Here is a 21594-nt window from a genome sequence, read left to right on the forward strand (position 1 = left end):
GCCCGCCATGAGCGAATTCAAACGTATCCCCCCGGAACAAGCCCAGGCCCTGCGCGAGCAAGGTGCTGTGGTCGTCGACGTCCGTGACCCGGCAACATTTGCCGCACTGCACATCAGCGGCTCGAAGCATCTGGATAATCATTCCCTGCATGCTTTCATCCAGGGCGCCGACCTCGATGCCCCGACCGTCGTGGTCTGCTACCACGGCAATTCGAGCCAGGGTGCCGCCGCGTATCTCGTGAGCCAGGGCTTCTCCGACGTCTACAGCATGGACGGCGGCTTCGAACTGTGGCGTACGACTTTTCCTTCGGAAACCGCGCAAGGCACCTCCGAATAATTTTTTTGTAACGTGCAAGCCCCGGCTCCCGTGGGCTCGCGCGGTGGCAGACGAACGGTCTGCCACAACTAATTACGTATCTCGCCTTTACCTCCCGAATTCCCAACTATCCTTAAGCCCAGGCCATCCAAAACAGGGGAGAGCCGGTACACCGGCGCACGGGTCATCGGGAGTGACTTTCGCGATTGTCGATCGCGAAAGTGTTCTGGGGGGTAAACAACAGCTGCCATCGCAGCTGCTTGCCAGCATCGACTGAGTGATCCGGCGTCGGCTCCACGTATCGAGCGAGGTGACGTCATGAGTATCTTTAGCCACTTCCAACAACGCTTCGAGTCCACACGCCAGGAAGAATTCTCCCTGCAGGAGTACCTGGAACTGTGCAAAAAGGATCGCAGTGCCTACGTTTCCGCCGCCGAGCGTCTATTGCTGGCCATCGGCGAACCGGAACTGCTCGACACCTCGACCAACTCGAGACTGTCGCGCATCTTTTCCAACAAGGTGATCCGCCGCTATCCGGCCTTTGAAGACTTCCACGGGATGGAAGAATGCATCGACCAGATCGTGTCGTATTTCCGCCATGCCGCTCAGGGCCTGGAAGAGAAGAAACAGATCCTCTATCTGCTCGGCCCTGTCGGCGGCGGCAAGTCGTCCCTGGCCGAGAAGCTGAAACAGCTCATCGAAAAAGTGCCCTTCTACGCGATCAAGGGCTCGCCGGTATTCGAATCACCTCTGGGTCTGTTCAACGCCACCGAAGATGGCGCGATCCTCGAGGAGGACTTCGGCATTCCACGGCGCTACCTGAACACCATCATGTCGCCATGGGCCACCAAGCGCCTGGCCGAATTCGGCGGCGACATCAGCCAGTTCCGCGTGGTCAAGCTGTACCCGTCGATCCTCAACCAGATCGCCGTGGCCAAGACCGAACCGGGTGACGAAAACAACCAGGACATCTCCGCGCTGGTGGGCAAGGTCGATATCCGCAAACTCGAAGAATTCCCGCAGAACGACGCAGACGCCTACAGCTACTCCGGTGCGCTGTGCCGGGCCAACCAGGGCTTGATGGAATTCGTAGAAATGTTCAAGGCACCGATCAAGGTGCTCCACCCGTTGCTGACCGCCACTCAGGAAGGCAACTACAACAGTACCGAAGGTCTCGGCGCGATTCCGTTCACCGGGATTTTGCTGGCCCACTCCAACGAATCGGAGTGGCACACCTTCCGCAACAACAAAAACAACGAAGCCTTCATCGACCGGATCTACATCGTCAAGGTGCCGTACTGCCTGCGTGTGAGTGACGAGGTGAAAATCTACGACAAACTGCTGTTCAACAGCTCCCTGGCCAAAGCGCATTGCGCGCCCGACACCCTGAAGATGCTAGCGCAGTTCACCGTGCTGTCACGCCTGAAGGAGCCGGAAAACTCCAACATCTACTCCAAGATGCGGGTGTATGACGGCGAAAACCTCAAGGACACCGATCCGAAGGCCAAGTCGATCCAGGAATACCGCGATGCGGCGGGCGTCGACGAAGGCATGAACGGTCTGTCAACCCGGTTCGCGTTCAAGATCCTGTCCAAGGTCTTCAACTTCGATCCGCATGAAATCGCTGCCAACCCGGTACACCTGCTATACGTGCTGGAACAGCAGATCGAACAGGAACAGTTCCAGGCCGAGACCCGCGAGCGCTATCTGCGTTACCTGAAAGAGTACCTGGCACCGCGTTATATCGAATTCATCGGCAAGGAGATCCAGACCGCCTACCTCGAGTCTTACAGCGAGTACGGCCAGAACATCTTCGACCGCTACGTGCTGTATGCGGACTTCTGGATTCAGGATCAGGAATACCGCGACCCGGAAACCGGCGAGATCCTCAACCGCGTTGCCCTCAACGAGGAGCTGGAAAAAATCGAGAAACCGGCCGGCATCAGCAATCCGAAGGATTTCCGCAACGAAATCGTCAACTTCGTGTTGCGCGCCCGGGCCAACAACAACGGCAAGAACCCGACCTGGCTCAGCTACGAAAAACTGCGTGTGGTCATCGAGAAGAAAATGTTCTCGAATACCGAAGACCTGCTGCCAGTCATCAGCTTCAACGCCAAGGCCAGCAAAGAGGATCAACAGAAACACAACGACTTCGTTACACGAATGGTCGAACGCGGCTACACCGACAAACAGGTACGACTGCTCTCCGAGTGGTATCTGCGGGTCAGAAAATCACAGTAAAACCGCGGCCGGTCAGACCGGTTGTCGTCAGCCCGAGGCCTGTGCGCGCATTTTCTGCTACACAGGCCTCTGGAAGGTGTTCGAAAGGCGGTAGCGAGGTTCAGGCAGCACCCAAAGCGCTTGGGGGAGCGTGTACGTCCCTTGGCATTCGGTTCAATGCTGCATGACCGCTCGCCCCTTTGCAGGACAGCTTCTAAGGAGCAGTCATGAGCTATGTGATCGACCGACGTCTCAATGGCAAGAACAAGAGCACGGTGAACCGTCAGCGCTTCCTGCGGCGTTACCGTGACCACATCAAGAAGGCTGTCGAAGAGGCGGTCAGCCGGCGTTCCATTACTGATATGGAGCACGGCGAGCAGATCAGCATTCCCGGTCGCGATATCGACGAACCGGTGCTTCACCATGGTCGCGGCGGCAAGCAGACCGTGGTTCACCCCGGCAACAAGGAATTCACCGCAGGCGAACACATCGCCCGTCCGCCGGGAGGTGGCGGAGGCCGTGGGCCGGGCAAGGCCGGCAACTCCGGCGAAGGCATGGACGAGTTCGTCTTCCAGATCACCCAGGAAGAATTCCTCGAATTCATGTTCGAGGATCTCGAACTGCCCAACCTGGTCAAGCGCAACCTGACCGGCACAGATACCTTCAAGACCGTGCGTGCGGGGATCAGCAACGAGGGCAACCCGTCGCGGATCAACATCATCCGCACCCTGCGCTCGGCCCACGCCCGGCGCATTGCGCTATCGGGCAGCAGCCGCGCCAAACTGCGCGAGGTCAAAGAGGAACTGGCGCGACTCAAACGCGAAGAACCCGACAACTTCGGCGACATTCAGGATCTCGAAGCGGAAATCGAGAAGCTCAGTGCGCGCATCCATCGGGTGCCGTTCCTCGATACTTTCGACCTCAAGTACAACCTGCTGATCAAGCAACCGAACCCCAGCTCGAAAGCCGTGATGTTCTGCCTGATGGACGTTTCCGGCTCCATGACCCAGGCGACCAAGGACATCGCCAAGCGCTTCTTCATCCTGTTGTACCTGTTCCTCAAGCGCAACTACGACAAGATCGACGTGGTGTTCATCCGCCACCACACCAGCGCCCGCGAAGTGGACGAAGAGGAGTTTTTCTATTCCCGCGAGACCGGCGGCACCATCGTTTCCAGCGCCCTGAAACTGATGCAGGAGATCATGGCCGAGCGCTACCCGAGCAATGAATGGAACATCTACGCCGCCCAGGCTTCCGACGGCGACAACTGGAACGACGACTCGCCGATCTGCCGCGACATCCTGATCAACCAGATCATGCCTTTTGTGCAGTACTACACTTACGTGGAGATCACCCCGCGCGAACATCAGGCCTTGTGGTACGAGTACGAGCGCATCGCCGAAGCCTTTTCCGACACTTTTGCCCAGCAACAACTGGTCTCGGCCGGGGATATCTATCCGGTCTTCCGTGAACTCTTCCAGCGCAGGTTAGTGACATGACTGCCAAGACCGCCAAAGAGCAGAAGCGCCAACCCATTTCCACCGGCTCGGAATGGACATTCGAGCTGATCCAGACGTACGACCGCGAAATCGCCCGTATCGCGGCCGGCTACGCCCTGGACACCTACCCCAACCAGATCGAAGTGATTACCGCCGAACAGATGATGGACGCCTACGCTTCGGTCGGCATGCCGCTGGGCTATCACCATTGGTCCTACGGCAAGCACTTCCTCAGCACCGAGAAATCCTACAGCCGCGGACAGATGGGGCTGGCGTACGAGATCGTGATCAACTCGGACCCGTGCATCGCGTACCTGATGGAGGAAAACACCATCTGCATGCAGGCACTGGTGGTCGCGCATGCCTGCTACGGCCACAACAGCTTCTTCAAGGGCAACTATCTGTTCCGCACCTGGACCGACGCCAGTTCGATCATCGATTACCTGGTGTTCGCCAAGCAGTACATCATGCAGTGCGAGGAGCGCCACGGGATTGATGCCGTGGAGGATCTGCTCGATTCCTGCCACGCCCTGATGAACTACGGTGTCGACCGTTACAAACGTCCGTATCCGATTTCCGCCGAGGAAGAGCGGCGCCGGCAGAAGGATCGCGAAGAACACCTGCAGAAACAGATCAACGACCTGTGGCGCACCATTCCCAAAGGCGCGGACAAGTACAGCGACAAGGACAACGCGCGCTTCCCGGCTGAACCACAGGAAAACATCCTGTATTTCATCGAGAAACACGCCCCGCTGCTGGAACCCTGGCAACGCGAGATCGTGCGGATCGTGCGCAAGATCGCCCAGTATTTCTATCCACAGCGCCAGACCCAGGTGATGAACGAAGGCTGGGCGACGTTCTGGCACTACACCCTGATGAACGACCTGTACGACGAAGGCCTGGTGACGGACGGCTTCATGATGGAGTTCCTGACGTCCCACACCAGCGTGGTGTTCCAGCCGGGGTTCGACAGCCCTTATTACAACGGCATCAACCCGTATGCGCTGGGTTTTGCGATGTATCGCGACATCCGCCGCATGTGCGAAGAGCCCACGGAAGAAGACCGCCGCTGGTTCCCGGAAATCGCCGGCAGCGACTGGCTGTCGACCATCAAGTTCGCCATGAGCAGCTTCAAGGATGAGAGTTTCATCCTGCAGTACCTGTCACCCAAGGTGATCCGCGACCTTAAGCTGTTCAGCATTCTCGATGACGATCAGAAAGACGATCTGCTGGTGCCCGCGATCCATGACGAGGGCGGCTACCGGATCATTCGCGAAACGCTCGCAGCGCAATACAACCTCGGCAATCGCGAACCGAACGTGCAGATTTACAGCATCGACCGCCGCGGCGATCGCTCACTGACCCTGCGCCACCAGCAGCACGACCGCAAACCGCTGGGCGATTCCACCGAGGAGGTTCTGAAACACCTGCATCGGCTGTGGGGTTTCGACATTCACCTGGAAACCCTGCAGGGCGACCAGATCATGAAGACCCATCATGTTCCACCCCGCAGCGAACACAGTGAGGGGGATTACGGTCGACTCGACCTGGCCGTCATTCATCTTTGATCCCGTTCAGGCCTCCGAAAGTCCGGCGCAAGGGTTATCCTGTCGGGCCAACGGAGGTTTTTTATGCAGATTTACAAGGTCGGCGGTGCAGTACGTGATCGCCTGCTGGGCAAACCGGTCACCGATATCGATTGGGTGGTGGTCGGCGCAACCACAGAAGAAATGCTCGCCAAGGGATTTCGCCCGGTCGGCGCGGATTTCCCGGTGTTTCTTCACCCGAAAAGCGGCGAGGAATACGCCCTCGCCCGCACCGAGCGCAAGAGCGGTCGCGGTTATGGCGGTTTCACCTTTCACGCCAGCCCCGAGGTCACGCTTGAAGAAGACCTGATCCGCCGTGACCTCACGATCAACGCCATGGCCGAAGACGATCAGCAAAATCTGACCGATCCCTACCACGGCCAGCGCGATCTCGAAGAGCGGATTCTACGCCACGTTTCCCCCGCGTTTGCCGAAGATCCGCTCAGGGTTCTGCGTGTTGCGCGCTTTGCCGCCCGCTACGCAGAGCTTGGTTTCAAGGTGGCGCCCGAAACTCTGGAGCTGATGCGTCAGCTCTGCGAATCGGGTGAACTGGAAGCCCTTACGGCCGAACGTAGCTGGAAGGAGATTTCCCGCGCACTGATGGAAGATCAGCCCCAAGTGTTCATTCAAGTACTGCGCGATTGCGGCGCCTTGAAGGTGCTGATGCCAGAGGTCGATGCCTTGTTCGGCGTGCCGCAACCGGAAGCCCATCACCCGGAAATCGACAGCGGCATTCACACCCTGAGCGTGCTTGAGCAGTCAGCCCTGCACAATCAACCGCTGACCGTGCGCTGGGCCTGCCTGCTGCACGACCTCGGCAAAGGCCTGACTCCAAAGGAGGAATGGCCAAGGCACATCGCCCATGAGCACAAAGGCCTGAAGCTGATCAAAGCGGTCAACGAGCGCTTCAAGGCACCGAAGGACTGTCAGGAGCTGGCCTTGCTGGTCGGCCAATATCACACCCACGGACATCGCGCTCTGGAGCTGAAGGCTTCGACCTTGCTGGAGTTGCTGCAAAGCTTTGACGTTTACCGTCGTCCGCAGCGTTTCGAAGAATTCATCGTCGCGTGTGAGATGGACGCCCGAGGCCGCAAAGGGCTCGAGCAACGCAGTTATCCACAGGCGGATTACCTGCGCGGGGCGGCCAATGTGGCACGCGGCGTGGCGGTGCAGCCGTTGCTGGAAAAGGGATTCAAAGGCCCGGAACTGGGCGAGGCACTCAAGCGCGAACGGCTCAAGGCGTTGAAGGTTTACAAGGAATCGGCGGCGTCCTGAAAACACCTGATCCGCCCTCGCGAGGGCGGATCAAACTGTTCAAGACAGATCTGAAGGCGTGAGCTGAGTACCGCGCCACTCAAATCCGACCGGTGCCAGCACTTGATCGATCTGCGCTTCGGCCCACAATGTGGCAAAGCTTTTTCCTGCACCGGGATGTACCCGATCCGGCGCAATCAAAGACAGCGGCCACAGCACAAAGGCATTTTTCAGGATTTCCGCACGAGGCAGGATCAGCCCGTCGAAGTTGCCCGCCAGATCGCCGTACAGCAACACGTCGATATCCAGCGGCAAGCCCTTGCGATCCGGCGCATAGCGACCGTTGTCCGCTTCAATGAACTTCAAGCGGCGATCCAGCTCGATCAACGGCAGATCGGTGAACGCCGATACCACGAAGTTGAAGAACGGCCCGCTCTTGATTCCCACCGGCTGGCTTTCGAACACAGGCGAACAGCGGATATCCACCAGAAACGTGGACAAGGCATCCAGACCGGCCTGCAAATGGGTTTCGCGCTCGATATTGCTACCGAGCCCGAGATAGACCTGGGTCAGCGGCATCCGCGCTCGATCTCCACACCCACACCACCCTTGGCGGCCGGTACGGCACCTGGCTTGGTCAGCTTCAGGCGCACCCAGGTGATCTTGAATTCATTCATCAGCACTTCAACCAGACGCTCGGCGAAGGTCTCGACCAGTTGATACCGGGATTGCTCGGCGAAGGCCTGGATCCGTGTGGACACACTGGCGTAATCGAGCGCCAGGGTCAGATCGTCACCGGCGGCGGCCGGGCGATTGTCCCAGGCGAAGCTCAAATCAAGACGCAGGCACTGTCGGATGCCGCGCTCCCAGTCGTAGGCACCGATCACGGTGTCGACTTCCAGGCCCTCGATAAACACTCTGTCCAAGCACTTTTCTCCGCTGCACGACAAGGGCGCAATGCGCCGTTAGAATCAGGGCGTCCTCGCCCGGAATAGTTAGCATGTTTTGGTTACTGGCGATCCTCGCCTACCTGCTCGGCTCTCTGTCCTTCGCCATTTTGCTCAGCCGCCTGACCGGAAATCCGGATCCGCGAATGAGTGGCTCGGGTAATGCCGGCGCCACCAACATGCTGCGCCTGGCCGGACGCAAACTCGCGATCCTGACCCTGCTGGGTGATCTGTGCAAAGGCCTGCTACCGGTGCTGATCGCTTCGGCAATGGGCCTTTCGCTGCAGGATCAGGCGTGGATCGGCGTCTGCGCCGTGATCGGTCACCTGTTCCCGTTGTACTTCCGCTTTCGCGGTGGCAAGGGCGTTGCCACGGCGGCCGGCATGCTGCTGGGGCTGTATCCACCCGCCGCGCTGCTGGCCGTGTGCGCCTGGCTGCTGACCTTCTACCTGACCCGCACCAGCTCGCTGGCGGCGCTGATCGCCACTCCGCTGACCCTGCCGTTGCTGGCCTGGCAGGAACCGGCGGCGCTGTTGCCGATGAGCACGCTGACACTGCTGATCGTCTGGCGCCACCGGGGCAATCTACGCGACCTGTTCGCCGGGCGCGAACGGCATTTTTAAATACCGCACGTGAGCGCCGCTCATCACAGCGCCGACAACTGCTCCATCGGCCAGCGCGCCTGCACGCTGATCGCCAGACTCTCCTGCTGACCGGCCTGCAAACGCTGGCAGCCGGCAAACGCAATCATCGCGCCGTTATCGGTGCAAAACTCGGGACGGGCATAGAACACATCGCCCTTCATGTCGCCGAGCATCTTCTCCAGCGAAACACGCAGCGCCTTGTTGGCACTGACGCCGCCGGCGATCACCAGACGCTTCATGCCGGCCTGCTTGAGGGCACGCTTGCACTTGATGGTCAAAGTCTCCACCACGGCCTGCTGGAACGCCAGCGCGATGTCGCAACGGGCTTGCTCGCTGTCGTCCCCGGCGCTGACGCATTGCTGCCAGGTATTGAGGGCGAAGGTCTTCAGGCCGCTGAAGCTGAAATCCAGGCCCGGGCGATCACACATCGGACGCGGGAAGGTGAAACGTCCTGCGACGCCCTTCTCTGCCAGCTTGGCGATTTCCGGTCCGCCCGGATAATTCAGGCCCATCATTTTTGCAGTCTTGTCGAAAGCTTCGCCCGCGGCATCGTCCAGCGTCTCGCCGAGCAGGCTGTATTGGCCGATGCCATCGACCTGAACCAGCTGCGTATGACCACCGGAGACCAACAAAGCGACGAACGGGAATTCCGGCGGTTTTGGCTCCAGCATCGGCGCCAGCAAGTGGCCTTCCATGTGGTGCACGCCAAGGGCCGGAATGCCCCAGGCAAACGCCAGCGCCTGGGCGCAGGAAGCCCCCACCAACAGCGCGCCGACCAGGCCGGGACCCGCAGTGTAGGCGATGGCGTCGATCTCGGTCGGTACGCAGTCGGCCTCGGCCAACACCTGACGGATCAGGGGCAGCATGCGCTTGACGTGGTCGCGCGAAGCCAGCTCCGGTACCACGCCGCCATAGACGCGGTGCAGGTCGATCTGACTGAACAGCGCGTCGGCCAGCAGGCCGCGTTCGCTGTCGTACAAAGCGACGCCGGTTTCGTCGCAGGAAGTTTCTAATCCCAGTACTAGCATGGGTTTGCGCCTTGTTTAGGCTGAATTCGAAGGCGCGCATAATAGTCGCCGCGTGATGCCCCGACCAGCGGTTTTCGATCAGAGGCTTTGCATTCCGAGCGATGAGGGGTTAACATCCGCAACCCTTAAAAACCGACGTCTTCAAGTGCTCTTTTGCCGCGAGGATGTTGACCCCGGTAATGAATGAAGGTAGCTCTGGATGCCAGCCGTCAAAGTTAAAGAGAACGAACCCTTCGACGTAGCTCTGCGTCGTTTCAAGCGCTCCTGCGAAAAAGCCGGTGTACTGGCTGAAGTTCGTAGCCGCGAATTTTACGAGAAGCCAACTTCTGAGCGTAAGCGCAAGGCAGCTGCTGCTGTTAAGCGTCACGCCAAGAAAGTTCAGCGCGAACAGCGCCGCGCCGTTCGTCTGTACTAATACACAGACGATCGTAGCAAGCTTCTGCCAAGCCCGGCCCTCAGCCGGGCTAATGGCATTTGCGTAAAACGCTTGATGCTTCACCGTCGAAGCCGCAGATGCGACCGAGACAAACCCGCTTCACCGCGTCAGGCCTGGCTCTTTTGCCAGCGGTGCACGTCTTTTCTGACGAGCCTTTCAAGGCTACTGACGAGCACACCCACTGATTCCTCTTACGACGATCAGCCCAAGGCACCTGCTTGCGTGCCCGCTTCATGAGCTATCCGAGGCCGATTACAGGCCGTCAGCGGATTCAGCGCAACATTTTCGAATAGTCGAAAACTGATGAGTACTAACGTCAGTGGATTTTCGGCAGATACACTTCCCGACAGCGATTACGCAAACGACACCGGTCGAGCCGCCTCACGTGCGCGCATCACTCAATGACCCGCGTCCGGCCGCCTTTCGCATCGGATCCATTACAGCGCAGACGAGAACGCCATGGCCGGGCTGATTCCCCAGAGCTTCATTGACGACCTTCTGAACCGCACCGACATCGTCGATGTGGTCAGCTCGCGCGTGCAATTGAAGAAGGCCGGTAAAAACTACACCGCCTGCTGCCCGTTCCACAAAGAGAAAACCCCGTCGTTCAGCGTCAGCCCCGACAAGCAGTTCTATTACTGCTTTGGCTGCGGCGCCGGCGGCAACGCCCTCGGCTTTCTCATGGATCACGACAACCTGGACTTCCCCCAGGCTGTCGAAGATCTGGCCAAAGCCGCCGGCATGGAAGTGCCGCGTGAAGAAGGCGGCCGCTCGAACAAACCGCGCCAGCCGACCGATTCACCGCTGTACCCGCTGCTCACCGCCGCTGCCGACTTTTACCGGCAGGCGCTCAAGAGCCATCCGGCACGCAAGGCAGCAGTGGATTACCTCAAGGGTCGCGGCCTGACCGGCGAAATCGCCCGGGACTTCGGTCTCGGATTCGCACCGCCGGGCTGGGACAACCTGTTCAAACACTTGAGCAGCGACACCTTGCAGCAGAAAGCCATGATCGACGCCGGCCTGCTGATCGAGAACGCCGAAACCGGCAAACGCTATGACCGCTTCCGCGATCGCGTGATGTTCCCGATTCGCGACACCCGTGGACGAATCATCGCATTCGGTGGCCGAGTGCTCGGCGACGACAAGCCAAAGTACCTGAACTCGCCTGAAACCCCGGTCTTCCATAAAGGCCAGGAACTCTACGGCCTCTATGAAGCCCGCAAGAACAATCGCAACCTCGACGAAATCATCGTCGTCGAGGGCTATATGGACGTCATCGCCCTCGCCCAGCAAGGCCTGCGCAATGCCGTCGCGACACTGGGCACCGCGACCAGCGAAGAACACCTCAAGCGCCTGTTTCGCGTCGTGCCGAACGTACTGTTTTGCTTCGACGGCGACCAGGCCGGTCGCAACGCCGCCTGGCGTGCGCTGGAAGCAACGCTTTCCAGCCTGCAGGACGGGCGTCGTGCACGCTTCCTGTTTCTGCCCGAAGGCGAAGACCCGGATACGCTGATTCGCGCCGAGGGCACTGATGCCTTCCGCGCCCGGATCAATCAGCACGCACAACCGCTGGCGGACTACTTCTTCCAGCAACTGACCGAAGAAGCCGACCCGCGCTCGCTGGAGGGCAAGGCCCATATGGCCACGCTCGCGGCACCGCTGATCGACAAGGTCCCCGGCGCCAACCTGCGCATCCTGATGCGCCAGCGCCTGACCGAGATCACCGGCCTGAGCAGCGAAAGCGTCAGCCAGCTGGCCCAGAGCGCTCCGCAGGAAGCGCCGCCGGCCTACGACCCGGGCATCGATTACGACGCCATGCCGGACTACAGCGACTACCATCAGCCGCAGGCACAGGACATGTATGTGCCGCAGCAGGAATGGACGCCGAAGAAATCCGGCGCCGGCGGCAAGAAATGGGACAAGAAACCGTGGGACAAGAATGGCAAACGTGGCGGTGATCGCGATCAACCGCGTGCCCCACGCGTGCCGGCCGCCGTCGAACCACCGACCCTCGCCGCCCTGAGAACCTTGCTGCATCACCCGCAACTGGCGGAAAAGGTCGAGGATGCCGGGCACTTCGCGGACGAGAACCAGACCAACGCACAACTGCTGGTGGCACTGCTCGAAGCCGTACAGAAGAATCCCAAGCTAAACTCATTTCAGTTGATCGCGCGATGGCACGGAACCGAACAGGGCCGCTTGCTCAAGGCGCTGGCGGAAAAGGAATGGCTGATTGACGGAGACAACCTTGAACAACAGTTTTTCGACACCATTACTAGCTTGTCAGCCCGCCAACGCGAGCGAAATCTGGAACAACTGCTCAGGAAAGCGCGTCAAAGCGAACTGAGCGCCGAAGAGAAAAATCAACTGCGCGACCTTTTAAGTCGCAATGTTTCCGCATCAAACCCGACCTCAACTGGCGCGTGAGGTCATAGCTCAGGTATAATCCTCGGCTTGTTTTTTGCCCGCCAAGACCTTCAGTGGATAGGGTGTTATGTCCGGAAAAGCGCAACAGCAGTCTCGTATTATTGAGTTGATCAAACTGGGTCGTGAGCAGAAGTATCTGACTTACGCCGAGGTCAACGACCACCTGCCCGAGGATATTTCAGATCCGGAGCAGGTGGAAGACATCATCCGCATGATTAACGACATGGGGATCCCCGTACACGAGAGTGCTCCGGATGCGGACGCCCTTATGCTGGCCGACGCCGATACCGACGAGGCCGCTGCGGAAGAAGCAGCCGCTGCGTTGGCGGCGGTGGAGACCGATATCGGTCGCACCACTGACCCGGTGCGCATGTACATGCGTGAAATGGGTACGGTCGAGCTTCTGACTCGTGAAGGCGAAATCGAAATCGCCAAGCGTATCGAAGAAGGCATCCGTGAAGTGATGAGCGCCATCGCGCACTTCCCTGGCACGGTTGACCATATTCTCTCCGAGTACACTCGCGTCACCACCGAAGGTGGTCGCCTGTCCGACGTTCTGAGCGGTTACATCGACCCGGACGACGGCATCACGCCGCCTGCCGCCGAAGTCCCGCCACCGATCGACGCGAAAGCCGCGAAAGCGGACGACGATTCCGAGGACGATGACGCCGAAGCTTCCGATGACGAAGAAGAAGCCGAAAGCGGTCCGGATCCGGTCATTGCCGCACAGCGCTTCGGCGCCGTGGCCGATCAGATGGAAATCACCCGCAAGGCCCTGAAAAAGCACGGTCGCAACAACAAGGCGGCGATTGCCGAACTGTTGGCCCTGGCCGAGCTGTTCATGCCGATCAAACTGGTGCCGAAGCAATTCGAAGCCCTGGTCGAGCGTGTTCGCAGTGCCCTGGATCGTCTGCGTCAGCAAGAGCGCGCGATCATGCAACTGTGCGTACGTGATGCACGTATGCCGCGCGCCGACTTCCTGCGTCAGTTCCCTGGCAACGAAGTCGACGAAAGCTGGTCCGACGCCCTGGCCAAAGGCAAGAGCAAGTACGCCGAAGCCATTGCCCGCGTGCAACCGGACATCATCCGTTGCCAGCAGAAGCTGACTGCGCTGGAAACCGAGACCGGCCTGACCATCGCCGAGATCAAGGACATCAACCGTCGCATGTCGATCGGTGAGGCGAAAGCCCGCCGCGCGAAGAAAGAGATGGTTGAAGCGAACTTGCGTCTGGTGATCTCCATCGCCAAGAAGTACACCAACCGCGGCCTGCAATTCCTCGATCTGATCCAGGAAGGCAACATCGGCCTGATGAAAGCGGTGGACAAGTTCGAATACCGTCGTGGTTACAAGTTCTCGACTTATGCCACCTGGTGGATCCGTCAGGCGATCACTCGCTCGATCGCCGACCAGGCCCGCACCATCCGTATTCCGGTGCACATGATCGAGACGATCAACAAGCTCAACCGTATTTCCCGCCAGATGCTGCAGGAAATGGGTCGCGAACCGACCCCGGAAGAGCTGGGTGAACGCATGGAAATGCCTGAGGACAAGATCCGCAAGGTATTGAAGATCGCCAAAGAGCCGATCTCCATGGAAACCCCGATCGGTGATGACGAAGACTCCCATCTGGGTGACTTCATCGAAGACTCGACCATGCAGTCGCCAATCGATGTCGCCACTGTTGAGAGCCTGAAAGAAGCGACCCGCGAAGTGCTGTCCGGCCTTACTGCCCGTGAAGCCAAGGTACTGCGCATGCGTTTCGGTATCGACATGAACACCGACCATACGCTCGAAGAAGTCGGCAAACAGTTTGACGTGACCCGTGAGCGGATCCGTCAGATCGAAGCCAAGGCGCTGCGCAAGCTGCGCCACCCGACGCGAAGCGAGCATCTGCGCTCCTTCCTCGACGAGTGATACCAGAACCCCCGGCCCAGGCCGGGGGTTTTGTTTATAGGGCAGATTAAATACCCCGCTCCACCCTCCCCCCGCGCACAGCCCGTCTACACTCGAAACATTCCCCCGAGCCATAACGAGACCGTTATGCCCAGACTGGCGTCCGTGCTTTTTTTGCTGTCACTGATGATCTGGACCGCAACGGCTGACGCGCTGACTCTGACCGATGAAGAACGTAGCTGGCTGGCGGCTCACCCGGACTTGCGCCTGGGTGTGGATGCGTCGTGGCCGCCCTTCGAGTTCCGCGACGACCAGAACCGCTATCAGGGCCTGGCAGCGGACTATATCGATGTGATTCGCCAACGCCTGGCGATCAAACTCACCCCCATCGAGCCGGTGAGCTGGACCGTCGTGCTCGAACAGGCGAAAAACGGCACGCTGGACCTGCTTCCGGGCATCATGTCCACCCCGGAGCGCCAGAGTTATTTGTCGTTCACCCGCCCTTATCTCGACTTTCCGATCGTCATCCTCGCCCACGTCGGCGGCCCACAACCGCGCAAGCTCGAGGATCTTTACGGCCTGAAAATCGCCGTTGTCGAAAACTACGCGCCCCATGAACTGCTGCGCACCCATCATCCTGACCTGAACCTGGTGGCAATGCCCAACGTCAGCTCCGCGTTGCAGGCCCTGGCCACCGATGAAGTCGACGCGGTGGTCGGCGATCTGGCCTCCAGTGTCTGGAGCCTGCGTCAGCTCAAGCTCGACGGCTTATACGTCAGCGGCGAGACCCCTTACCGCTACCAACTGGCGATGGGCGTCCCCCGGGACAACAAAATGCTGGTGGGGATTCTGGACAAGGTGTTGGCTGACATGTCCCCGGAGGAAATCAGCAGCATTCAGGAACATTGGGTAGGCAACGTCCTCGATCACCGGACATTCTGGTCGGATCTGCTGATTTACGGTTTACCGGGCCTCTCGCTCCTGGTTATCGTCCTGGCAGTGGTGATCCGCATCAACCGGCGCCTGAGTTCGGAAATCGCCCGGCGCATCGACCTCGAACAGGAGCTGCGCAGCAGCGAATACCATTATCGCGGACTGGTGGAGAGTCTTTCGGCCATCGCCTGGGAAGCGCGGATCAGCGATTTCACCTACAGCTATGTGTCGCCCCACGCCGAAGATCTGCTCGGTTATCCCCTGTCCCATTGGCTGATTCCGGGCTTCTGGCGCAACATCATTCACCCGGCAGATCTGACCCGTGCCCAGAGTTTTTGCGATCACGAGGTGCTGGCCGGGCGCGATCACAGCCTCGATTACCGCGTAATCACCGCTGACGGCCGTTGCTTGTGGGTGCGTGACATCGTCAGCCTGATCGAACATGGCCACGAACCGGTGATGCGCGGCCTGATGATCGACATCAGCGAAACCAAGCGCACCGAAGAGGCATTGCGCCTGTCGGAACAGAAATTCGCTTCGGTATTCCAGCAATGCCCGGACATCCTGGTCATCGCCCGGCTCTCCGACGGCTGCCTGCTGGAGGTGAACGAAGCCTTTGAGGAGCAGATCGGGCTCAAAGCCGAAGAAGTTATCGGCCAGACTGCCACCGAACTCAACATCTGGGGCATTCCCGGGGTTGGCCCGGGCCTGCTTCAGCGGCTACAGGCCGGCAGCATTCGCAACCTGGAGATGCCCTTTCGCCGCAACAATGGCCAGGTGTTTACCGGGCTGATATCCGCCGAACCCTTCGAGCTCGACACCACGCCCGCACTGGTCGTGGTGGTGCGCGACATTACCCAGCTCAAGGAAACCCAACAGCAACTGCAAACCTCCGAAGAGAAGTTCGCCAAGGCCTTCCACGCCTCGCCGGACGGTCTGCTGCTGTCGCGCCAGAGCGATGGCTTGCTGCTGGAGGTCAACGAAGGTTTCAGTCGCATCACCGGTTTCAACAGCGCCATGTCGGTGGATCGCTCGGCGCTGGACCTGGGCATCTGGGTCAACCTCAACGAACGCAAGCAAATGCTCGACCTGCTGCACCGCGACGGGTTCGTTCGCGACTTCAGCTGCCACATCCGTCGCAGCGACGGGCAGATCCGGCTCTGCGAGGTGTCCAGCCGTCCACTGCCGATCGGCGACGAAGACTGCATGCTGACCATCGCCCGGGACATCACCGAACGCCACCTGATGCAGGAAAAGCTGCAACAGGCTGCAACCGTGTTCGAGAGCACTGCCGAAGGTGTGCTGATCACCGACACCCAGCAACACATCAGCGCCGTGAACCGGGCTTTCACCGAAATCACCGGTTACAGCGAAAGCGAAGCGCTGGGTCACACCCCTCGCCTGCTGGCCTCCGGGCTGCACGACAGCGCGTTTTACGCGGCGATGTGGCATCAATTGACCGACGAAGGTCACTGGCAGGGCGAAATCTCCAACCGGCGCAAAAATGGCGAGCTGTACCCGAGCTGGCTGACCATCAGCGCCGTGCGCAACCGCGACAAGTTCATCACCCACTTCGTTGCGGTGTTCGCCGATATCTCCAGCCTCAAGCACGCCCAGGCCAAACTCGACTACCAGGCGCATCACGACCCGCTCACCGGCCTGCCGAACCGCACGCTGTTCGAAAGCCGCCTGTTGATGGCACTCAACAGTCAGCAGGAAAACGGCGGCCAGGGCGCGGTGCTGTTCCTCGACCTCGACCGTTTCAAGCACATCAATGACAGCCTCGGTCACCCGGTTGGCGATTTGCTGCTCAAGGGCATCGCCGTGCGCCTCAAGGAGCAACTGCGCGATATCGACACCGTGGCGCGCCTGGGTGGCGACGAATTCATCATTCTGCTGCCCGGCCTGCAGCAACCCGGCGATGCCGACAACATCGCCACCAAACTGCTGAACTGCTTTGGCGCGCCATTCCAGGCTGGCGAGCATGAGTTCTTCATCAGTGCCAGCATCGGCACCAGCCTTTACCCGCGCGACGGCTGCGATGTCGCGACCCTGATCAAGAACGCAGACGCGGCGATGTACCGCTCCAAGGCCAAGGGGCGCAACCGGGTCGAAAGCTACACCCGCGATCTCACCGCCCAGGCCAGTGAGCGTGTGGCGCTGGAACACGAACTTCGCCGGGCCATCGAGCGTGAGGAGCTGTACCTCTATTACCAACCGAAAATCAGCCTCGACGATCACAGCCTGGTCGGTGCCGAAGCCCTAATCCGCTGGCGCCACCCGAACTTCGGCGATGTGCCGCCGGAGCACTTCATCCCGCTGGCGGAAGAGAACGGGATGATTCTGCAAATCGGCGACTGGGTGCTGGAAACCGCCTGCCGGCAGATGTTCGAGTGGGGCCAGATCTACGAATCCCTCGGCCCTCTCTCGGTGAACCTCGCCGGCGCGCAGCTGCGCCAACCGAACCTGCTGGGACGCATCGAGCAACTGCTCAAGGACAACCGCCTGCGGCCGGAATTACTGCAACTGGAAATTACCGAAAACTTCATCATGAGCCAGGCTGAAGAAGCACTGGCGGTGCTGCACCAGCTCAAACACCTGGGCGTGCAACTGGCCATCGACGACTTCGGTACCGGCTATTCCTCGCTGAGTTACCTCAAACGCCTGCCACTGGACATCCTCAAGATCGACCAGTCTTTCGTCCGCGGACTGCCCGACGACCCGCACGACGCGGCGATTGTCCGAGCCATCATTGCACTGGGTCGCAGCATGCAATTCACCGTGATCGCCGAAGGCGTGGAAACCCAGGCCCAGCAACAATTTCTCGCCGCCGAAGGCTGTGAACAGATCCAGGGCTACATCGTCAGCCTGCCGCTGCCACCCGAGGAATTCGCCGCGACGTTTCTTCGCATAGCCGTATCAGATTTTTCGGATAGCACAGCCGAGAAACCGTCGCTATAATCCGCGGCCTACTGAGGGCCTATAGCTCAGTTGGTTAGAGCAGAGGACTCATAATCCTTTGGTCCACGGTTCAAGTCCGTGTGGGCCCACCAAACATGAAAAAGCCGCGCACTCGCGCGGCTTTTTTTCGCCTGTCGTTTGGCGTTTACGTTCTTCACAAGCGCAATGTTCGGAAGACTACCGCAAGGTCTGTAGGTTATTTCCCAAGCTGTGTTTTCACTCCGTTTTCGGCCTTGTTGGCCTTTTCTTCGAACGAGTAATCTCCGGGCGCCGCTGTTCGCCAGGGATTACTTTCATGCTCGTGAATGCTGCGCCACTGATAAAAGAATCCAGTGGCCAACAAACATGGATCGACTTAGCTTTGCCCGACCTGCGTACGCTGGCCAGGGAGCTTCGCTCAGCCGCAATTGATGAAGTGAAAAGGGCAGACGATGCGCAAGGAGCCCTCAGAATTCTCCTGGCTCACTTCGGATTCATCGATGAGGCGTTGCTCGCAGTCACCATCCTCACCCCGATCGGAAACGTTGCGGTCATGAGGGACAAACTTGCCCACATCGTCGAAAAACGCGCTGACTCACGAGAGCGCTACGTTCGGCATGCGATTGATACGCTGACGGGACCGTTTGAAATATGGACGGCGGATACCGCATGGCCTTCATCAACGCCTACGAGGCAAAAAATGACATGCTCGTCGTGGTAGATGTCAGGCACGGACACGTCCTGTGGAACTTCATGCATGCCCCGGCAAGAGCGATGAACAAGCACCGCCAGGGCGAACTTCTCTACAAGAGATACGTTCTTCAGGACAAACAAAAAGGGGAGCCTGCTGGCTCCCCCTGAATATTTGAATCCTGATATTGGCATCCTCAGGAAATGGGATGAAGAGGTCTCACCTTACACCGATGTTGCAGCATCGCTGAGGTACCTACGTCTGCTGAAGCCCTGCAAGGCAGCAGATTTCGCGCTCTTGAGGCCATTTTTGATAAAGGCAGCAGGCAAGTCAAATCATTTGTCTGTTCTTTTGTTTCAGTAAAATCCCCCGATCCGGCGGCTGCCTGATCCCCCGCCGCTCAATCAGCGCTCACAAGCGCCTCGCGTGGCGAGCCTGTAACATGCGACCCCATTGATCCGTACCGCTGGAGCCTGCCCTTGCCCGACATCCGCCCACCCGTGCTCGATGAAATCGACCGTCAGCTGATCGCTGCCCTGCAAATCAACGCCCGCGAGAGCGTGGCGATGCTGGCCCGGCAATTGGGGATCGCCCGCACGACCGTGACTTCGCGACTGGCGCGGCTGGAAAAGGCCAAGGTCATCACCGGCTATGGCGTGCGTCTGGGCCAGCGTGTGGTGGATGGCGGATTGCAGGCTTACGTCGGGATCAAGGTGCAGCCACGCTCCGGCAAAGAAGTGTTGCGACGGTTGAGCGCGATGGCTCAGGTGCAGCAATTGTGTGCGGTGAGTGGCGAGTTTGATTATGTGGCGTGGCTGCGGACCGATTCACCGGAGCAGCTGGATCAGCTTCTCGATCAGATCGGCAGCGTAGACGGCGTGGAGAAGACCACGACCTCGATCATTCTCAGCAGCAAGATCGATCGCGGGCATCCAGTTTGATCATCACCATCGTCATATAGCAGTACTAACGCTCAAAACGACGACACATTGCGTCTTATTAACGTGTTCTACGCTCCCTAGAATGGCTGGCATCTTTTCCTATACTCAGACGCGCATCCAGCGTCGGGTCGCCAGCAAGGTCAGCCATGAACAAGAACAATCGCCATCCTGCAGACGGTAAGAAACCGATCACCATTTTCGGCCCGGACTTTCCTTTCGCCTTCGACGACTGGATCGAACACCCGGCCGGTCTCGGCAGTATTCCCGAGCACAACCACGGTGCAGAGGTGGCGATTGTCGGGGCCGGTATCGCCGGTCTGGTGGCGGCTTATGAGCTGATGAAACTCGGCTTGAAACCCGTCGTGTATGAGGCCTCGAAGCTTGGCGGCCGTTTGCGTTCCCAGGCGTTCAACGGCACTGACGGCATCGTCGCCGAGCTAGGCGGCATGCGCTTCCCGGTGTCTTCCACCGCGTTCTATCACTACGTCGACAAACTCGGCCTCGAGACCAAGTCCTTCCCCAACCCGCTGACGCCGGCCTCCGGCAGCACAGTGATCGACCTGGAAGGCAAAACCCATTACGCACAGAGCCTGAAGGATCTTCCTGCACTGTTCCAGGAAGTGGCGGACGCTTGGGCCGACGCTCTGGAGGCCGGTTCGCAGTTCTCCGATATCCAGCAAGCGATTCGCGACCGTGACGTGCCACGCCTCAAAGAGCTGTGGAACACCCTCGTACCGCTGTGGGACGACCGCACCTTCTACGACTTCGTCGCCACCTCGAAAGCCTTCGCCAAACTGTCGTTCCATCACCGCGAAGTGTTCGGTCAGGTCGGTTTCGGCACCGGCGGCTGGGACTCGGATTTCCCCAACTCGATGCTGGAAATCTTCCGTGTGGTGATGACCAACTGCGACGATCACCAGCATCTGGTGGTCGGCGGTGTGGAACAAGTGCCACAAGGCATCTGGCGCCATGCGCCGGAACGTTGCGTACACTGGCCGCAAGGCACCAGCCTGAAATCGCTGCACCACGGCGCCCCGCGCTCCGGGGTAAAGAAAATCGCCCACGCGCCTGACGGACGTTTCGCAGTCACCGACAACAACGGCGACACCCGCGAATATGCCGCCGTGCTCACCACCTGCCAGAGCTGGCTGCTGACCACGCAGATCGAATGCGACGAAAGCCTGTTCTCGCAGAAGATGTGGATGGCGCTGGACCGCACTCGCTACATGCAATCGTCGAAAACCTTCGTGATGGTCGACCGCCCGTTCTGGAAGGACAAGGACCCGGAAACCGGCCGCGACCTGATGAGCATGACCCTCACCGATCGACTGACCCGTGGCACCTATCTGTTCGACAACGGCGACGACAAGCCGGGCGTGATCTGCCTGTCGTACTCGTGGATGAGCGATGCGCTGAAGATGCTCCCGCACCCGGTGGAAAAACGCGTGAAACTCGCGCTGGACGCCTTAAAGAAGATCTACCCGAAGGTCGATATCGCCGCGCGGATCATCGGCGATCCGATCACCGTGTCGTGGGAAGCCGACCCGCACTTCCTCGGCGCGTTCAAGGGCGCTCTGCCCGGCCACTATCGCTACAACCAGCGCATGTACGCGCACTTCATGCAGGACGACATGCCGCCGGAGCAGCGCGGGATTTTCATCGCCGGCGACGACGTTTCGTGGACGCCAGCGTGGGTTGAAGGCGCGGTGCAGACCTCGCTCAACGCAGTGTGGGGAATCATGAAGCACTTCGGCGGGTCCACTCATACAGAGAACCCCGGCCCGGGTGATGTGTTCAACGACATCGGCCCGATCGCCCTGCCCGAGTAAGAGGAATCC

16 protein-coding genes and 1 tRNA gene are annotated in these 21594 nt (G+C 59.5%); 14 read left to right on the forward strand and 3 right to left on the reverse strand.

The genetic code is table 11. The features are described from left to right. Positions 1-7: 7 nt before the first annotated feature. The 5 genes from glpE to ABTV87_RS26595 all read left to right on the forward strand — a co-directional run bounded on the left by glpE (position 8) and on the right by ABTV87_RS26595 (position 6896). Positions 8-337: a thiosulfate sulfurtransferase GlpE gene (gene glpE, locus ABTV87_RS26575; RefSeq protein WP_007959911.1), complete on the forward strand. Its 330-nt coding sequence runs from the start codon at positions 8-10 to the stop codon at positions 335-337. A gap of 297 nt (positions 338-634) precedes the next feature. After that, on the forward strand, positions 635-2557 hold the full coding sequence (locus tag ABTV87_RS26580) for a PrkA family serine protein kinase (protein ID WP_007959909.1): 1923 nt from the start codon (positions 635-637) through the stop codon (positions 2555-2557). 206 nt (positions 2558-2763) lie between these two features. Continuing rightward, positions 2764-4035: a YeaH/YhbH family protein gene (locus tag ABTV87_RS26585; protein ID WP_007959907.1), complete on the forward strand. Its 1272-nt coding sequence runs from the start codon at positions 2764-2766 to the stop codon at positions 4033-4035. Beyond that, entirely contained in the window at positions 4032-5603 is a 1572-nt protein-coding gene (locus tag ABTV87_RS26590; protein WP_007959904.1) for a SpoVR family protein, read from the forward strand. Before ABTV87_RS26585 ends, ABTV87_RS26590 begins: the two co-directional genes overlap by 4 nt. A 63-nt stretch (positions 5604-5666) precedes the next feature. After that, positions 5667-6896 (forward strand): multifunctional CCA addition/repair protein, encoded by a 1230-nt coding sequence (locus tag ABTV87_RS26595; RefSeq protein ID WP_221534128.1) that lies wholly within the window; start codon positions 5667-5669, stop codon positions 6894-6896. A 39-nt stretch (positions 6897-6935) separates the two neighbouring features. On the opposite strand, the gene folK is transcribed toward ABTV87_RS26595, so the two are convergent. After that, the gene (folK, locus tag ABTV87_RS26600) at positions 6936-7454 is read right to left on the reverse strand and encodes a 2-amino-4-hydroxy-6-hydroxymethyldihydropteridine diphosphokinase (RefSeq protein WP_433898605.1); all 519 of its coding nucleotides are present in this window, start codon (positions 7452-7454) and stop codon (positions 6936-6938) included. Then, the gene (folB, locus tag ABTV87_RS26605; RefSeq protein ID WP_085697719.1) at positions 7445-7801 is read right to left on the reverse strand and encodes a dihydroneopterin aldolase; all 357 of its coding nucleotides are present in this window, start codon (positions 7799-7801) and stop codon (positions 7445-7447) included. Before folB ends, folK begins: the two co-directional genes overlap by 10 nt. Before the next feature lie 74 nt (positions 7802-7875). On the opposite strand from folB, the gene plsY reads away from it, so the two are divergent. Next, a complete protein-coding gene (gene plsY / locus ABTV87_RS26610) occupies positions 7876-8445 on the forward strand; it encodes a glycerol-3-phosphate 1-O-acyltransferase PlsY (RefSeq protein WP_007959895.1) in 570 nt (189 codons plus the stop codon). A 23-nt stretch (positions 8446-8468) separates the two neighbouring features. On the opposite strand, the gene tsaD is transcribed toward plsY, so the two are convergent. Next, a complete protein-coding gene (gene tsaD, locus ABTV87_RS26615) occupies positions 8469-9494 on the reverse strand; it encodes a tRNA (adenosine(37)-N6)-threonylcarbamoyltransferase complex transferase subunit TsaD (protein WP_039768071.1) in 1026 nt (341 codons plus the stop codon). A gap of 199 nt (positions 9495-9693) precedes the next feature. Between tsaD and rpsU the strand changes: the two genes are divergently transcribed. The 8 genes from rpsU to ABTV87_RS26655 all read left to right on the forward strand — a co-directional run bounded on the left by rpsU (position 9694) and on the right by ABTV87_RS26655 (position 21585). Beyond that, entirely contained in the window at positions 9694-9909 is a 216-nt protein-coding gene (gene rpsU, locus ABTV87_RS26620) for a 30S ribosomal protein S21 (protein ID WP_002551877.1), read from the forward strand. 480 nt (positions 9910-10389) lie between these two features. Further along, complete coding sequence (gene dnaG, locus ABTV87_RS26625) at positions 10390-12357, forward strand: DNA primase (protein WP_433898606.1); 1968 nt, start codon at positions 10390-10392, stop codon at positions 12355-12357. 67 nt (positions 12358-12424) lie between these two features. Then, positions 12425-14272 carry an RNA polymerase sigma factor RpoD gene (rpoD, locus tag ABTV87_RS26630; RefSeq protein ID WP_007959889.1) on the forward strand — a complete coding sequence of 616 codons (1848 nt, stop codon included), beginning with the start codon at positions 12425-12427 and terminating at the stop codon, positions 14270-14272. A gap of 126 nt (positions 14273-14398) precedes the next feature. After that, positions 14399-18145: a bifunctional diguanylate cyclase/phosphodiesterase gene (locus tag ABTV87_RS26635; protein WP_007959886.1), complete on the forward strand. Its 3747-nt coding sequence runs from the start codon at positions 14399-14401 to the stop codon at positions 18143-18145. Positions 18146-18160: 15 nt separating this feature from the next. Further along, positions 18161-18237, forward strand: a tRNA-Ile gene (locus tag ABTV87_RS26640). 556 nt (positions 18238-18793) lie between these two features. Next, on the forward strand, positions 18794-18985 hold the full coding sequence (locus tag ABTV87_RS26645) for a hypothetical protein (RefSeq protein ID WP_433898607.1): 192 nt from the start codon (positions 18794-18796) through the stop codon (positions 18983-18985). A 309-nt stretch (positions 18986-19294) separates the two neighbouring features. Continuing rightward, entirely contained in the window at positions 19295-19756 is a 462-nt protein-coding gene (locus ABTV87_RS26650) for an Lrp/AsnC family transcriptional regulator (protein WP_007959884.1), read from the forward strand. 146 nt (positions 19757-19902) lie between these two features. After that, entirely contained in the window at positions 19903-21585 is a 1683-nt protein-coding gene (locus ABTV87_RS26655; RefSeq protein ID WP_433898608.1) for a flavin monoamine oxidase family protein, read from the forward strand. Positions 21586-21594 lie beyond the last annotated feature (9 nt).

The sequence above is a fragment of the Pseudomonas sp. PSE1(2024) genome, assembly GCF_050990555.1.
Taxonomy (GTDB): Bacteria; Pseudomonadota; Gammaproteobacteria; order Pseudomonadales; family Pseudomonadaceae; genus Aquipseudomonas; species Aquipseudomonas aphyarum.

Excerpts from the sequence above, each read along its gene's own strand:
- dnaG (WP_433898606.1), top strand. The coding sequence starts at position 10,390 with ATGGCCGGGCTGATTCCCCAGAGCTTCATTGACGACCTTCTGAACCGC.
- ABTV87_RS26585 (WP_007959907.1), top strand. The coding sequence starts at position 2,764 with ATGAGCTATGTGATCGACCGACGTCTCAATGGCAAGAACAAGAGCACG.
- folK (WP_433898605.1), bottom strand. The coding sequence starts at position 7,454 with ATGCCGCTGACCCAGGTCTATCTCGGGCTCGGTAGCAATATCGAGCGC.
- ABTV87_RS26595 (WP_221534128.1), top strand. The coding sequence starts at position 5,667 with ATGCAGATTTACAAGGTCGGCGGTGCAGTACGTGATCGCCTGCTGGGC.
- ABTV87_RS26590 (WP_007959904.1), top strand. The coding sequence starts at position 4,032 with ATGACTGCCAAGACCGCCAAAGAGCAGAAGCGCCAACCCATTTCCACC.
- ABTV87_RS26645 (WP_433898607.1), top strand. The coding sequence starts at position 18,794 with ATGGCCTTCATCAACGCCTACGAGGCAAAAAATGACATGCTCGTCGTG.
- ABTV87_RS26580 (WP_007959909.1), top strand. The coding sequence starts at position 635 with ATGAGTATCTTTAGCCACTTCCAACAACGCTTCGAGTCCACACGCCAG.
- tsaD (WP_039768071.1), bottom strand. The coding sequence starts at position 9,494 with ATGCTAGTACTGGGATTAGAAACTTCCTGCGACGAAACCGGCGTCGCT.
- ABTV87_RS26655 (WP_433898608.1), top strand. The coding sequence starts at position 19,903 with ATGAACAAGAACAATCGCCATCCTGCAGACGGTAAGAAACCGATCACC.
- rpsU (WP_002551877.1), top strand. The coding sequence starts at position 9,694 with ATGCCAGCCGTCAAAGTTAAAGAGAACGAACCCTTCGACGTAGCTCTG.
- glpE (WP_007959911.1), top strand. The coding sequence starts at position 8 with ATGAGCGAATTCAAACGTATCCCCCCGGAACAAGCCCAGGCCCTGCGC.
- rpoD (WP_007959889.1), top strand. The coding sequence starts at position 12,425 with ATGTCCGGAAAAGCGCAACAGCAGTCTCGTATTATTGAGTTGATCAAA.
- plsY (WP_007959895.1), top strand. The coding sequence starts at position 7,876 with ATGTTTTGGTTACTGGCGATCCTCGCCTACCTGCTCGGCTCTCTGTCC.
- ABTV87_RS26635 (WP_007959886.1), top strand. The coding sequence starts at position 14,399 with ATGCCCAGACTGGCGTCCGTGCTTTTTTTGCTGTCACTGATGATCTGG.